The sequence below is a fragment of the Aliidongia dinghuensis genome (genome assembly GCF_014643535.1).
GTDB lineage: Bacteria > Pseudomonadota > Alphaproteobacteria > ATCC43930 > CGMCC-115725 > Aliidongia > Aliidongia dinghuensis.
Genome location: NZ_BMJQ01000005.1, coordinates 389,174 through 402,972, shown reverse-complemented (window position 1 = coordinate 402,972; position 13,799 = coordinate 389,174). Strand labels below are relative to the sequence as shown.

General features: G+C 67.6%; 13 protein-coding genes. 9 read left to right on the top strand and 4 right to left on the bottom strand.

Annotation, left to right across the window (positions count from 1 at the left end; all coding sequences use genetic code 11):
* The 6 genes from IEY58_RS34350 to IEY58_RS12360 all read left to right on the top strand — a co-directional run.
* A partial coding sequence (locus IEY58_RS34350) for a hypothetical protein (RefSeq protein ID WP_229743673.1) occupies positions 1 to 269 on the top strand: 269 nt, incomplete at its 5' end.
* Positions 270 to 553: 284 nt separating this feature from the next.
* A complete protein-coding gene (locus tag IEY58_RS12380) occupies positions 554 to 1,393 on the top strand; it encodes an AraC family transcriptional regulator (RefSeq protein WP_189046073.1) in 840 nt (279 codons plus the stop codon).
* A gap of 22 nt (positions 1,394 to 1,415) precedes the next feature.
* On the top strand, positions 1,416 to 2,150 hold the full coding sequence (locus tag IEY58_RS12375) for an AzlC family ABC transporter permease (protein WP_189046071.1): 735 nt from the start codon (positions 1,416 to 1,418) through the stop codon (positions 2,148 to 2,150).
* A complete protein-coding gene (locus tag IEY58_RS12370) occupies positions 2,140 to 2,508 on the top strand; it encodes an AzlD family protein (protein WP_189046069.1) in 369 nt (122 codons plus the stop codon). The genes IEY58_RS12375 and IEY58_RS12370 overlap by 11 nt, the downstream gene beginning before the upstream one ends.
* Before the next feature lie 257 nt (positions 2,509 to 2,765).
* A complete protein-coding gene (locus tag IEY58_RS12365; RefSeq protein ID WP_189046067.1) occupies positions 2,766 to 6,467 on the top strand; it encodes a vitamin B12-dependent ribonucleotide reductase in 3,702 nt (1,233 codons plus the stop codon).
* 116 nt (positions 6,468 to 6,583) lie between these two features.
* Positions 6,584 to 7,345 carry a hypothetical protein gene (locus tag IEY58_RS12360; protein ID WP_189046065.1) on the top strand — a complete coding sequence of 254 codons (762 nt, stop codon included), beginning with the start codon at positions 6,584 to 6,586 and terminating at the stop codon, positions 7,343 to 7,345.
* Positions 7,346 to 7,410: 65 nt separating this feature from the next.
* Here IEY58_RS12360 and IEY58_RS12355 read toward each other — a convergent pair whose 3' ends face one another.
* From IEY58_RS12355 to IEY58_RS12345, 3 genes are all read right to left on the bottom strand, one after another.
* Positions 7,411 to 7,986: a hypothetical protein gene (locus IEY58_RS12355; RefSeq protein WP_189046063.1), complete on the bottom strand. Its 576-nt coding sequence runs from the start codon at positions 7,984 to 7,986 to the stop codon at positions 7,411 to 7,413.
* Between the two features lie 375 nt (positions 7,987 to 8,361).
* Entirely contained in the window at positions 8,362 to 8,673 is a 312-nt protein-coding gene (locus tag IEY58_RS12350; protein ID WP_229743672.1) for a hypothetical protein, read from the bottom strand.
* Positions 8,674 to 8,753: 80 nt separating this feature from the next.
* Entirely contained in the window at positions 8,754 to 9,776 is a 1,023-nt protein-coding gene (locus IEY58_RS12345) for a LacI family DNA-binding transcriptional regulator (RefSeq protein WP_189046061.1), read from the bottom strand.
* Positions 9,777 to 9,910: 134 nt separating this feature from the next.
* Here IEY58_RS12345 and IEY58_RS12340 point away from each other — a divergent pair, with 134 nt between their 5' ends.
* The 3 genes from IEY58_RS12340 to IEY58_RS12330 all read left to right on the top strand — a co-directional run bounded on the left by IEY58_RS12340 (position 9,911) and on the right by IEY58_RS12330 (position 13,163).
* Positions 9,911 to 10,786: a phytanoyl-CoA dioxygenase family protein gene (locus IEY58_RS12340; RefSeq protein ID WP_189046059.1), complete on the top strand. Its 876-nt coding sequence runs from the start codon at positions 9,911 to 9,913 to the stop codon at positions 10,784 to 10,786.
* Between the two features lie 110 nt (positions 10,787 to 10,896).
* Positions 10,897 to 12,288 (top strand): MFS transporter, encoded by a 1,392-nt coding sequence (locus IEY58_RS12335; protein ID WP_189046057.1) that lies wholly within the window; start codon positions 10,897 to 10,899, stop codon positions 12,286 to 12,288.
* Between the two features lie 11 nt (positions 12,289 to 12,299).
* Positions 12,300 to 13,163: a sugar phosphate isomerase/epimerase family protein gene (locus IEY58_RS12330; protein ID WP_189046055.1), complete on the top strand. Its 864-nt coding sequence runs from the start codon at positions 12,300 to 12,302 to the stop codon at positions 13,161 to 13,163.
* Here the strand turns inward: IEY58_RS12330 and pncA are convergent.
* Entirely contained in the window at positions 13,141 to 13,797 is a 657-nt protein-coding gene (gene pncA / locus IEY58_RS12325) for a bifunctional nicotinamidase/pyrazinamidase (RefSeq protein ID WP_189046053.1), read from the bottom strand. The two genes, IEY58_RS12330 and pncA, sit on opposite strands and share 23 nt — an antisense overlap.
* Positions 13,798 to 13,799 lie beyond the last annotated feature (2 nt).

Genomic DNA, 13,799 nt, shown 5'->3' with positions numbered 1-13,799 from the left:
CCAAAGCCCTGCCGATCCGACTGCATTACATCACTTGGCTTACCAAGATGCACAACCAGACCAGCGTGAACCACTCCACGCCGCCGCCTGCGCATCCCTTCCTTCTCTCAACAATGTCAAACAGCAGTGCTTCGTTTCGTTTTTCGCCGCCGTTCAGCGGCGCTTCCCGTCGAAGCGGAGGCAGGCTTTTACGCTTGCCTCAGAACCGTGTCAACCAGTTTTTCGCATCTTTTTCCGTTTTCTTTTTCTTCGCTGCGCCGGCCCGGTAAAGAGCCTTTCCACAGGAAGGACCGGGGGTATTTCCCCGGCCGAAAACGAGATGCGGAAACCCGCGTCGCGCTAGCTCCATTTCCCGATTTTTCGAGGCGTCGCCTTGCTTTTCGGCGGGCCCCGTCGCGTCGGGAAGCGGCTTATACGTCCGTCAGCCGAACCGAGTCAACAGGCTATTTGCAAAAAAAATCGCACCCCCGTTCCGCGGCCGTCGACGCGCTGCTCCTCCCTCCCGCAGGCCCCCTCGCAGGTGCCGGGGCGGCACCATACATAGGTAGGCGTGATGCACAGCGACGACGAGCCCCTGACCGGCGCCGAGCGGGCGCGCTATTGGACCGTGGCGGAAGGCGGCGGCACGGAGCTGCTGTCGGCCCGCTACATCACCCATGCCTTCGGCCAGCACGCGCACCCAACCTACACGCTCGCGGCCATCACCAGCGGCGGCGAGCAGTTCCGCTATCAGGGCGCGCTCCACCGGGCGGGGCCGGGGCAGCTGGCGCTCCTGAACCCGGAAGTGCCGCATGACGGCAGCCGGGCCGTCGAGGAAGGCTGGCGCTATCGGGTCATGTACGTGCCGAAAGCCGCCTTCGCGGCGCTCGATCCCGATCATCCGGTCTTGCCCTATTTCGCCGAGACGATCGTCGAGGACGCGGAACTCGCTGCCGCCTTCGTCCGCCAGCATGATGCGCTCGCGGGCATGTCCAGCCTCGCCCGCGAGGAGGGCTTCCTCGACCTCATCGCGGCCATCGCCCGGCGCCATGGCCGCGGCCCGGCGCCGGCGCCGATCGGCCGCGAGCCCGGCCCGATCGCGCGCGTGCAGGCCTATCTGGACGAGCATCTGGCCGAACCGGTGCCGCTTGCGCGACTCGCCGAGATCGCTCAATTGCACCCGCTGTCGCTCGTCCGCGCCTTTCGCCGGACCGTCGGCATGCCGCCGCACGCCTACCAGACGGCCCGGCGCGTGGCGCAGGCCCAGCAGCTGCTGCGCCAGGGCCTGGCGCCGGCCGCGGTGGCGTTCGATTGCGGCTTCGCCGACCAGAGCCACCTGACCCGCGCCTTCAAGCGCCTCGTCGGCGTGCCGCCCGGCCTCTACCGGCAAGGAACGTTCAAGACCCTGGGGTGAGACGTGTCCTAGCCTCGGCGGCATGAACCGAGAAAATCCGCCGATTCGCTTCACCTGGGGCGGCATCGCCCGTGGCTATGCCAAGACCCTGCCGATCGCCGCCGGCGTCGCCGTGTTCGGCGTCGCCTATGGCCTCATCGCCGGCCAGCATGGGTTGAGCTTGGCCGAGACCGTGCTCATGAGCGCGCTCGTGTTCGCCGGCTCAAGCCAGATGCTGGCCCTGCAGCTGTGGGGCGATCCCCTGCCGATCGCCGGCATCGTCGCTGCGGCCGCCATCATCAACCTGCGCTACGTGATCATGACGGCAGCGCTCAAGCCCTGGCTGGGCCCGCTCGGGCGCCTGCTGTCCTACGGCAGCGTGTTCTTCACCGCCGACGAGAACTGGGCAGTCAGCATCGCCGAGATGCGCGCCGGCGGGCGCGATGCCGGCTTCTTCGTCGGCAGTGGGCTCGCACTCTGGAGCTTCTGGGTCGTCTCAGGCTTCATCGGCCGCGCGTTCGGCGGCGCGCTGCCGGCGCCCGAGCGCCTGGGGCTCGACTTCATCGGCACGGCCGTGTTCACGGCCCTCGCCGGCCGGATGTGGCGCGGCCGGCGCGACCTCTGGCCCTGGCTGGCATCCGGCGCCGCCGCCGTCCTGGGCGCCCATTTCTTGCCCGGCGCCTGGTACCTGCTCGCAGGCGGCTTGACCGGCAGCCTGGTCGGCGCCTGGCGCGACACGCGGCGCACCGCCGAGGAGAGCTACGCCCATGGCGCCTGATCTGTCTTTGGCCCCCGATCTGTCTCTGGCCGACGTCGCGTCGGGCGACATGGCGCTCCACCTGCCGACGATGATCACCATCTTCGGCATGGCGGCCGGCGTCTACCTCATCCGCTTCACCGGCCTGTTCCTCGCGCGCCGCGTGACGCCGAGCCCGGCGGTCGAGGCATTCCTCGGCCATCTGCCGGGCGCCATGTTCACGGCCTTGATCGTGCCGACGGTGCTGCAGGGCGGCATACTCTATATAGTGGCCGCCGTCGCGACGCTCGCCAGCGCCCGGATGCGCGCACCCCTGGTGGTGAGCCTCGCCGTCGGCGTCTTGTGCCTGCTCATGCTCAGAAACGTCACACAACCCTGATACTATATATAGACGGGACATGAGGCGGCTTGGGGCCGAACCCAAGCCGTTCCGCGGGTGGAACGAGTCCGCGAGTCTTGGCAAGGGATTTTTTGACAAAATCTCGCCATAAACCCCGTTGCATCCACCATATTTTGTGGCACCCTCATCATCCGAGCCTACATACGGGGCCTGGACGGCCTTCCGGATCTGTCGCGCGGGGGCAGCGGCGATCCGGCACGATGTGGGCGAAACAATGAATAGGGGCTAAGACGACCATGCGGATCTCCCGTCGATTCACGACCGAAGGTCACGATCCCTACGCGGCGATCGAGTTCACGTCGGCCACGAGCGAGATCCGCAATCCGGACGGCTCGGTGGTCTTCCGCCTGGCCGACATGGAGGTGCCAAAGGACTGGTCGCAGGTCGCCTGCGACATCCTGGCCCAGAAGTATTTCCGCAAGGCCGGCGTGCCGGCAGCCCTGAAGCCGGTGGCCGAGAAGGGTGTGCCCGCGTGGCTGCGCCGTCAGATACCGGACGAGAAGAAGCTCGAGGCGCTGCCGGAGAAGGAGCGCTTCGGCTCCGAGAAGTCGGCGAAGCAGGTGTTCGACCGGCTGGCCGGTACCTGGACCTACTGGGGCTGGAAGGGCGGCTATTTCGACACGGAGGCAGACGCCCGCGCTTTCTTCGACGAGCTGCGCGTCATGCTCGCGCGCCAGATGGCGGCGCCCAACAGCCCGCAATGGTTCAACACCGGCCTGCACTGGGCCTATGGCATCGACGGCCCGGCGCAGGGCCATTACTACGTCGATTTCAAGACCGGCGAGCTCACCGCGTCGGCCAGCTCCTACGAGCATCCGCAGCCGCATGCCTGCTTCATCCAGTCCGTCGCCGACGACCTCGTCAACGAGGGCGGCATCATGGACCTGTGGGTGCGCGAGGCGCGGCTGTTCAAGTACGGCTCGGGCACCGGCTCCAATTTCTCCCAGCTGCGTGGCGACGGTGAGCGCCTGTCGGGCGGCGGCCGCTCCTCGGGCCTCATGAGCTTCCTCAAGATCGGCGACCGCGCGGCCGGCGCCATCAAGTCGGGCGGCACCACGCGCCGTGCCGCCAAGATGGTGACGGTCGACATCGACCATCCCGACATCGAGGCCTATATCGACTGGAAGGTGGTCGAGGAGCAGAAGGTGGCAGCGCTCGTCGCCGGCTCGAAGCTCGCGAACAAGCACCTGAACGAGATCATGCAGGCCTGCATCGAAGCGCGGCCCGATCTCGGCGACGGCGCCTTCGACCCCAAGAAGAACGGCGCGCTCAAGGCGGCGATCAAGGCCGCGCGCCGGGCCATGCTGCCGGAGAACTACGTCCAGCGCGTGATCCAGTTCGCCGAGCAGGGCTACGACAATCTCGACTTCCGCGTTTACGACACGGATTGGGACAGCGAGGCGTACCTGACCGTCGCCGGCCAGAATTCCAACAACTCGGTGCGCCTCACCAACGACTTCATCGAGCAGGTGCTGGCCGACGGCGAGTGGAAGCTGATGCGCCGCATCGACGGCAAGGTGCACAAGACGCTGAAGGCCCGCGAGCTCTGGGAGAAGATCGGCCATGCCGCCTGGGCCTCGGCCGATCCGGGCGTGCAGTTCGACACGACGATCAACGAGTGGCACACCTGCCCGGCATCGGGGCGCATCAATGCGTCGAACCCGTGCTCGGAATACATGTTCCTCGACGACACGGCGTGCAATCTCGCCTCGCTCAACCTGCTGACGTTCCGCGACGCCGCCGGCGAATTCGACACGCCGTCGTTCGAGCATGCGGTCCGCATCTGGACCGTCGTGCTCGAGATCTCGGTGCTGATGGCGCAGTTCCCGAGCCGCGAGATCGCGCAGCTCTCCTACGAGTTCCGCACCCTCGGCCTGGGCTACGCCAACCTCGGCGGCCTGCTGATGGCGGCCGGCTACGGCTATGACAGCGAGGAAGGCCGTTCGATCTGCGCCGCGATCTCGGCGGTCATGACCGGCATCGCCTATCGGACCTCGGCCGAGATGGCGAAGGAGCTGGGTCCCTTCCCCGGCTTCGCCAAGAACCGGGACGCCATGCTCCGGGTCATCCGCAACCATCGCCGGGCCGCCCATGGCGCCGTCGACGGCTACGAAGGCCTGACCGTGAAGCCGGTGCCGTTCGAGGCGGCGCAATGCCCGGACGCGGCCCTCGCCACCGCCGCGGCGCGCGCCTGGGACGAGGCGCTGGCACTCGGCGAGGCGCACGGCTACCGCAACGCGCAGTCGACCGTCGTGGCGCCGACCGGCACCATTGGCCTGGTCATGGATTGCGACACGACCGGCATCGAGCCCGACTTCGCGCTGGTGAAGTTCAAGAAGCTGGCCGGCGGCGGCTACTTCAAGATCATCAACCGCATCGTGCCGGAGGCGCTGGCCACCCTCGGCTACGGCCCCGACCAGGCCGAGGCGATGGTGCGCTACGCCGTCGGCCACGGCACGCTCAAGGGCGCGCCGCGCATCAATCACGAGACGCTCGCGGCCAAGGGCTTCACCGCGGCCGAATTGGCCAAGATCGAGGCCGGCCTCGCCTCCGCCTTCGACGTCAAGTTCGCCTTCAACAAGTGGACGCTGGGCGAGGAGTTCCTGACGGCCACGCTCGGCATCCCGGCGGAGCGGCTGAACGACGTGTCGTTCGACCTGCTGGCGCACCTGGGCTTCACCAAGACCGACATTGAGGCGGCGAACACCTACTGCTGCGGCGCCATGACGCTCGAGGGCGCACCGGGCCTGAAGGAAGAGCATCTGCCGGTGTTCGACTGCGCCAACCCGTGCGGCCGCTTGGGCAAGCGCTACTTGAGCTGGGAGAGCCACATCCGCATGATGGCGGCGTCACAGTCGTTCATCTCCGGCGCCATCTCCAAGACGATCAACATGCCGAATGCGGCGACCGTCTCGGAATGCAAGGAGGCGTACCTGCTCTCCTGGCGCCTCGGCATCAAGGCGAACGCGCTCTATCGCGACGGCTCGAAACTGTCGCAGCCGCTGTCGGCCTCGCTCATCGACGATGAGGAGGACGAGGACGCGATCGAGACTTTCGCGGCCATGAACCCGGCCGAGCGCGCGCCGATCGTGACCGAGCGGCTGATCGAGCGGGTCATCGAGAAGGTCGTGCACCGCACGGAGCGTCGCCGCCTGCCGCAGCGCCGGAAGGGCTATACCCAGAAGGCGATCGTCGGCGGCCACAAGGTCTATCTCCGCACCGGCGAGTACGAGGACGGCAGCCTGGCCGAAGTGTTCGTCGACATGCACAAGGAAGGCTCCGCCTTCCGGTCGCTCATGAACAACTTCGCGATCGCGGTCTCGATCGGCCTGCAGTACGGCGTGCCGCTCGAGGAGTTCGTCGAGGCCTTCACCTTCACCCGGTTCGAGCCGGCCGGCCAGGTCGAGGGCAACGATACGATCAAGATGGCGACCTCGATCGTCGACTATCTGTTCCGTGAGCTCGCGATCTCGTACCTGGGCCGCAACGACCTGGCCCACGTCCAGCCGGCGGACCTCGCCCCGGACACAGTCGGCGCCGGCGACCAGGAAGGCCTGCTGCCGGACACTGCGGATGCCTCGCGCAAGGCCGCGGCCCAGTTCGAGAAGATCCAGCGGGCGGCGAGTTCGGGCTTCGCCCGGACCAAGCTCACCGTGCTGCAGGGCGGTCTGCCGGCCGTGGCCTTCGCCGGCACCTCGGCCCTGGCGCTCGCGACCGACCCGCATGTCGGCCACAGCCATGACCACCACCACGACCATGCGCATCACGCCCATGGCGGCGGGCATGGTGGCGGTGACAGCCGGTCGGAGCAGATCCGCGAGGCCCGGATGAAGGGCTACGAGGGCGACAGCTGCGGCGAATGCGGCAACTTCACGCTCGTGCGCAACGGCACCTGCATGAAGTGCAACACCTGCGGTTCCACGAGCGGCTGTTCATAAGCGCGCTTCATACCGACGAAATCCATCGTTCGGTCGAATCGAAGCAAAGTACGTACGCAAACGAGATAAGTCCTGCGCACACCCTGTGCGCAGGACTTTGGCTTTCGGGGAGCGAAATGATCTCACCCGCGATCGAACTCTGCAGCGATGAGGAATTGGGCTACGAGCGCAGCCGAACAGGCTTCGTCCCGGGCGAGGGGCTCGCGCTCGACGACGTTTACCGGCTCGCTCACCTCCCGCTGGTGGCTCCGGACCACCCTAAGGTCATACCGTCGCGCGAAGGGGCGGCGTACTCGATGGGCCGACACCCTCGCGTCTATTCGCTTGCCGTGCCGCTCCCCACCGCTGCCCTGTTGCGATCGGCAGCATTCCTGGAATTGGATCGTGCGCTACGGGCGTCGCCCTTCTCCCGAAAGATTGCCTGGAGCTTGCTGGAACGACGCAAAGACAGACTGCATGCCACCATCTGCGGTTCTCTGGCGGTCGGGCAAGACAAGCCGCCCACGATCGGTGACTTCGAGCGGCGCGAACTGAAGAGTCTGGGTCCGATCGCGATTGAGCTGCGGGGGTTATTCTCAGGCAACGTGAACATTGGTCGTTTGTATTTGCGCGTGTACCCCGAACAACGGGACGGCGCCAATCTTCTCAAGAAGATTCAGCGCACGCTGGGCCGCCGGGAGACGGACCTCTACGTCGTGGGCGTCTACAACTTGACGGACGATCTCGATCCGCCCGAGGCCGCCGCTTTGGCCGGTCTCATCGAACACTGGTGGGACCGGCCGTTGCTGCGGTTCCAGGTCGACTCTCTCTGGTTGCTGGGCGCGATGGACGATCTCGTTCTCGACGGTGAGATCGCCGAATTGGTGTCCTTGGTTTGATCGGCCGTCCTCTGCCGTCGTAGCCCCGATGGTGCCCCGGCGAGGATCGGCCGTTGCGCCCGATCTCAGTCCGCTTTGCGGCAATCCTCCGGTTCCGTCCCCGCCGGAGCGATGCGGATGAGCAACTGCTGCGACAGGCCAGCGGCGGTCGAGCCGGTGACGAAGTCGCCGACGGCGCGCGCCAGGTACGGGTCCAGAGTGTTGAGGCTGGCTTCTCGAAACAGGGCGCGCACGGTGGTGCCGTCGCGCTCCCAGGTCTCCTCGACGAGACTTTGCGCCTCGATCGTGTGGGCGCGGGTGGAGCAGGCGATCGTCGGCTGGCCGTAATCCGCGACCAGCACATTGAAGACGGCCTTGGCGACCTGTGGCACGGCACCGTGCCGTCCCCGTTCGATCTGGATGCGCTTCAGGCCGTGGGTGCGCTTGTCCATCTGGAAGAACACCGTGAAGCCATAGCCTCCGATATCGTAATTCTTGAGCGCGAGGTCGGCATAGGAGTCGCCGAAATCGATCGGTCGGTCGAGGCGCGTGGCCGCAGCGCCGAACTGCCGACTCAGCTCAGCGGTGCCTTCGCCCCAGTTGGTGCCATGCCACCCGGTTGCGGCGGCACCAGCAGGTTGCGGCGAGACAAGGGCGATCATTGCCGCGAAAAGTGCTGCCAGCCGTGATTGATGCTCGAGCATTGTCCGAATGGCCGCGGGATATCGGGTACGGTGAAGCCAATCATATCAGATTGGCCACCGTCCTTGCGGGCTACCTGGAACCCCGCGTTCGCACCTTCATGCGGTCGAGAGACCGCTATTCCAGCCGGACCAGAGCGGTCCCGCCATCGGCTGGCAAGCGTGCGTCAGGTTCCGGTCAGCGAGCGATCGGGCGCCAGGCACCCAAAGCCGCAGCGTGATGCGCTGTTGGCCCGGCGTCGACAATCACCCGGAGGACGGCCGCGCTCCGATCCGGCCTCCAAGGCGTCCTGGCCTCGGCATCCGCAGGCGCTCCGGGCTACGGCTCGACCCGGACTACGGCTCGACTGGCAGCGGCGCTCCCATCTCACGGAAGCTGAACAGCCGGAACGCCCGTGTGCCGTCGAAATCGAGCACGCGCAAGTCGTCGGTTTCGGACAAGTCCTCCAACACGACATCGAAGTGCTTGCCGTACCGCTCGCGGGCGAGCGCGAGCGGGATCTGGTACGAAAGGAACTTGTCGATTCCCTTGGCGGCGAGCCTCCGAAGCAGCGCCGGATCGTCGATAGCGCCATAAGAGGTCAGGATCACCAGGGCGCCGCTTCCCGTGAACAGGAAGAACACTTTCATGGACCGATCGTCGTTCATCGTCAGGTCCTCCTCCCGACGATTCTACCACGGCCGGCGGTATACCGAGGCGCGCCAGTCAGACGCGCCAGGGCAAGCCTTCAGCTCGTCCCGCGCACGAGCAGCGAGAAGCCGAGGTCGATGATCCGCTCGGCTGCCGGCCCCGCCCCCTTGGCGAGGCGGGCGAGGATGAGGTCGCCGGCGCGCCGGCCCATGGCGTAGGCCGGGATCTCGACCGTGGTCAGCGCCGGCTGCATCTGGCGGCCGATCTCGAGGTTGCCGAGGCCGACGATCGCGACCTCATCGGGCACGGCGATGCCGCGGCGCTGGCATTCGAGCAGCCCGCCCACCGCCATGACGTCGGTCGCGAAGAACACGCCGTCGATATCCGGGGCGCGCGCCAGCAGCTCGATGAACGCCTGCCGGCCGGCCTCGATCGAGAGATCGGTCGGCACCTCGTCCTCGGGTGTGCCTAGGCCGGCCTCGGCCCAGGCGGCCCGGAAGCCGGCACGGCGCGCCATGGCCCGGCTCTCGGTGCCGCCGATGAAGGCGCCGCGACGGCGCCCGCGCCCGGCCAGATGGCGCGCGACCGCAGCGCCGACGTCGAAGTTCGAGAAGCCCACCATCATGTCGATCGGGTCGGACCCGAGCTCCCAGGTCTCGACGACCGGGATCGCCTGGCGGCGCAGTGCCGTGCGGACGACCTCGTCCTGGACCGCGCCGACGATGACGAGCGCGTCCGGCCGTCGGCCGATCAGCGCCCGGACGAGCTCGCGCCGCTTCTCCTCCGAATAGGTGAAGTCGCCGATCAGCAATTGCTGGTCCGCCCCCTCGATCGCGTCGGTGACGCCGCGCACGGTCTCGGAGAAGACCGAATTGCCGATCGTCGGCACCAGGACCGCGAGGATGCCGCTGCGCCGCGAGGCGAGGCTGCTCGCCGAAAGGTCGGGAATGTAGCCGAGCGCGTCCACCGCGGCGCGGATGCGGGCGAGCGTCTCGGGCGCCACCTTGCCGGGCTGCCGGAGCGCGCGGGAGACCGTCATGGGCGACGTGCCGGCCAGCACCGCCACATCCTCGATCCGCGGCCGCCCGACCGGCCCTGTTCCGCTCGCGCGTTCTTCCATTGCCCCGAGACCTTGCGGGCAAGCGGTTATCGATTGCAAGCCGGAACAAGGCTTTAGCCGCCGCCGTTGACGAGCCCTGATGATAGCGCTACCACTAGATAAATGTTAGCGCTATCACAATGGGAGGCGACGCGATGATTTCGGCCGAACAGGTTGCTGCCTATCACCGGGACGGGTTTCTGGTCGTGGACGACGTGCTGGACGCGACCGAGCTTCGCGAGGCGCGCCGCGTCCTGGCCGAGCTCCTGGTCAAGGCCGGCGAAGTCACGGGTCACACGGACGTCTATGACCTGGAGCCCGGCCACACCGCGGAGGCGCCCAAGGTCCGCCGCATCAAGACGCCGCACAAGAACCATCCGTTCTTCTGGGAAGTCGCACGCTCACCGCGGCTGGTCTCAATCCTGCAAAAACTCTTGGGTCCGGCCGTGCGGCTGCACGGCTCCAAGATCAATCTCAAGGCACCGCACTACGGCTCGCCGGTCGAATGGCACCAGGACTGGGCGTTCTATCCGCACACCAACGACGACATCCTGGCGGTCGGCGTCATGCTCGACGACTGCACGGTCGAGAACGGCGCCATGCTGGTGTTGCCCGACACGCACCGCGGGCCGGTCTACGACCATCATGCCGACGGCTATTTCTGCGGCGCCATGGATCCCGATACCTGCGGGCTCGATTTCGCCAAGGCCGTGCCGGTGACCGGCCGGGCCGGCGCCATGAGCTTCCATCACGTGCGCGCGGTCCATGGCTCGGCGCAGAACCGCTCGGACAAGCCGCGGGCGCTCTTGCTCTACGAGTTCGCGGCGGCCGACGCCTGGCCGCTCGCCGGCGTGCCGGATTTCGCTGGGTTCAATGGGCGCATCGTCGCCGGGGAACCCACGATCGTGCCGCGCCTCGCCGACGTCCCCGTCCGCATGCCGCTGCCGCCGGCGCCGCACCAGGGCTCGATCTACGAGAACCAGACGACGGCCAAGAACCGCTATTTCGCCGGGCCGCGCGCCGTCGCGTGATCGCCACGCCCCGCCGAGACACGCCCGACCAAGAACGGGGAGCAAGCACCTCAGTCCAATACCCAAAACACCATAACCGGCCGAAGCCGGACCAAGGGAGGAACAGCAGGATGGCTCATACGAACGGACCTCACACGATCCGACGGGGCAGCACCCAGCCGAAGCGCTCGCTCATTCCGATCATGCTGGCGGCCGCCGTCGGCTCGGCGCTCGAATGGTATGATTTCTTCGTCTATGGCACGGCCGCGGCGCTGGTGTTCGGCGACCTGTTCTTCCCGAAATTCGAGCCCAGCATGGGCATGCTGCTGTCCTTCACCACCTTCGGCGTCGGCTTCGTCGCCCGGCCGTTCGGCGGCATCCTGTTCGGCTATCTGGGCGACCGCTGGGGCCGCAAGCCCGTGCTGGTGACGACGATCCTGTTGGTCGGCGGCGGTACGTTCCTGATCGGCCTGCTGCCGACCTATGCCGAGATCGGCCTCTGGGCGCCGGTGCTGCTGGCCGGCCTGCGGCTCGTCCAGGGGTTGGGCGCGGGCGCGGAATACGGCGGCGCCGTCATCCTCGCCGTCGAATATGCGCCCGAGACGCGGCGCGGCTTCTTCGGCAGCTTCGCGCCGATGGGCGTCACGGTCGGCAACCTGCTGGCGGCCGGCGTGTTCGGGCTGGTCTCGCTGCTGCCCAAGGACCAGGTCATGAGCTGGGGCTGGCGCGTGCCGTTCCTCATCAGCCTGGCGCTGGTGCTGGTCGGCGTGCTGATCCGGCTCCGGGTGCAGGAGACGCCGGTATTCACCGAGGCGGTGAAGCGGCGGCCCAGGATCGCCATACCGGCGCTGGCGGCGCTCAGCCGGCATCCGCGCAATTTCGCGGTCGTGGTCGGTGCGCGCCTGGCCGAGAACGGTCTGGGCTATCTCTTCCCGGTGTTCGGCTTGAGCTACATCATCAACACGCTGCATCTGCCGCGGAATACAGCACTGCTCGGCGTGTTCACCGGCAATTTCGTCGAGATCGCCGGCATCCTGTTCTTCGGCTATCTGTCTGACAAGGTGGGACGGCGACCGGTCTACATGGGCGGCGCCCTCTTCTCGGCACTCTTCGCCTTCCCGTTCTTCGCGCTCGTCAACACCGGCAATACCGCGCTCATCGTCATCGCCTTCGCGCTCATCATGGGCATCGGCGGCGGCGCCATGTTCGGGCCGCAGGCAGCCTATTTCGCCGAACTGTTCGGGCCGCGCCTGCGCTTCAGCGGCTTTGCGTTCGCGCGCGAGCTGGGCTCGATCCTGGCCGGCGGGCCGGCGCCGGCCGTGGCCTCCCTGCTCGTCCTCTGGATGGACGGCGCGCCCTGGGGCGTCGCCCTCTACGTCATCGCGCTTTCGGTCATCACCGCCGCCGCGGTCTGGTGGGGGCCGGAGACCCACACAAGCGATATCCGCGCCGACTACGATCCGGCCAACGAGGCGGCGGATGGTGCCGTCACGGCGCCGGTCCCGATCCGGACGATCGGCTGAGGGCGGCCACGATGGCCCAGCGCCTGCTCGTCCTCCAGTCGCTCTGGGCCATGGAACGCCGGCGCCCTGACGGCGCGGAATGGCCGCTCGACCGGAAGCTCGGGATGATCCGCGACGCCGGCTTCGACGGGGCCGGCGTGCGCTTCTTCGACCATGGCTATGCCCGCGAGGTGACCGGCTTCCTCCGCGCCCACGGGCTCGTCTGGCAGGCGCAGTGCTATCCGGAGACGGTCGAGGATCTGCGCCCGATCCTCGACCGGGTGCGGGAACTGGGCGCCGACCACGTCAATCTGCAGCCGAACGCGCGGCCGTACCGGCTCGAGGCCTGTTTCCCCTACATCGAGGGCTGGCAGCGCCTGGCGGCGGAGGCCGGCATTCCGGTCTTCATCGAGACCCATCGCGACCGCATGACGACCGACCTCATGACCACGCTGCAGCTGGTCGACCGCTTCCCGGACCTGAAGCTGACGGCGGATCTCTCGCATTACCTCGTCGGCCGCGAGTTCGCCTGGCCGGTGAGCCAGGAGAACCATGCGCTCATCCACCGCATCCTCGACCAAGCCTGGGCGCTGCACGGCCGGGTCGCGAGCCGCGAGCAGGTCCAGGTGCAGATCAGCTTTCCCCATCACCGCGACTGGCTCGACCTGTTCATGGGCTGGTGGGAATACGGCATCCGCTCCTGGCGCCGGCGCGCGCCGGCCGACGCGACGCTGACCTTCCTCTGCGAGCTCGGGCCCAAGGAATATGCCATGACCGGCCCGGACGGCTACGAGCTGTCGGATCGCTGGGCCGAGGCGCTGATGCTGAAGGACCTGGTGCGGGCACTCTGGGCCCGGATCGAGGCGGAGGAAGTCAGCCGAGCGCCGCAGTCGTGACGAAGCGGACGCCCAGCGCTTTGAGCCGGCGGCGCGCGGCATCGATCGTGGTGCCGCCGCCCTCGGCCGGCATGCCGATGCCGCGGCACGCATCCTCGACGACAACGGCGGCGAAGCCGGCGCGCACCGCATCCTCCGCCGAATAGGCGACGCAGAAGTCGGTCGCGAGCCCGGCGAAGAAGATGCGCCGGAAGCCGCGTTCCTTGAGATAGCCCGCAAGGCCGGTCGCCGTCGTGCGGTCGTTCTCGAAGAAGGCCGAATAGCTGTCGATCGCCGGCCGGAAGCCCTTGCGCACGACGAGCTCGATCTTGGCCTGGTCGAGCGCCGGGTGCAGGGCGGCCCCCGGGCTGCCTTGCACGCCATGGTCGGGCCACAGCGTCTGGTCGCCATAGGCAAGCCGGATCGTCTCGAACGGCGCGCGACCCGGATGGGCGCTCGCGAAGGAATGATGGCCGGCCGGGTGCCAGTCCTGGGTCGCGAACGCGTGGTCGAACCGGTCGGCGAGCAACCGGTTCGCGACGGCGACCACCGCATCGCCGTCCGGCACGGCCAGCTCGCCGCCCGGCATGAAGGTCGGCTGGATGTCGATCAGGCCCAGAATGTCAGCCCGGCGGTCGATCGCGATCCTGTCCATAG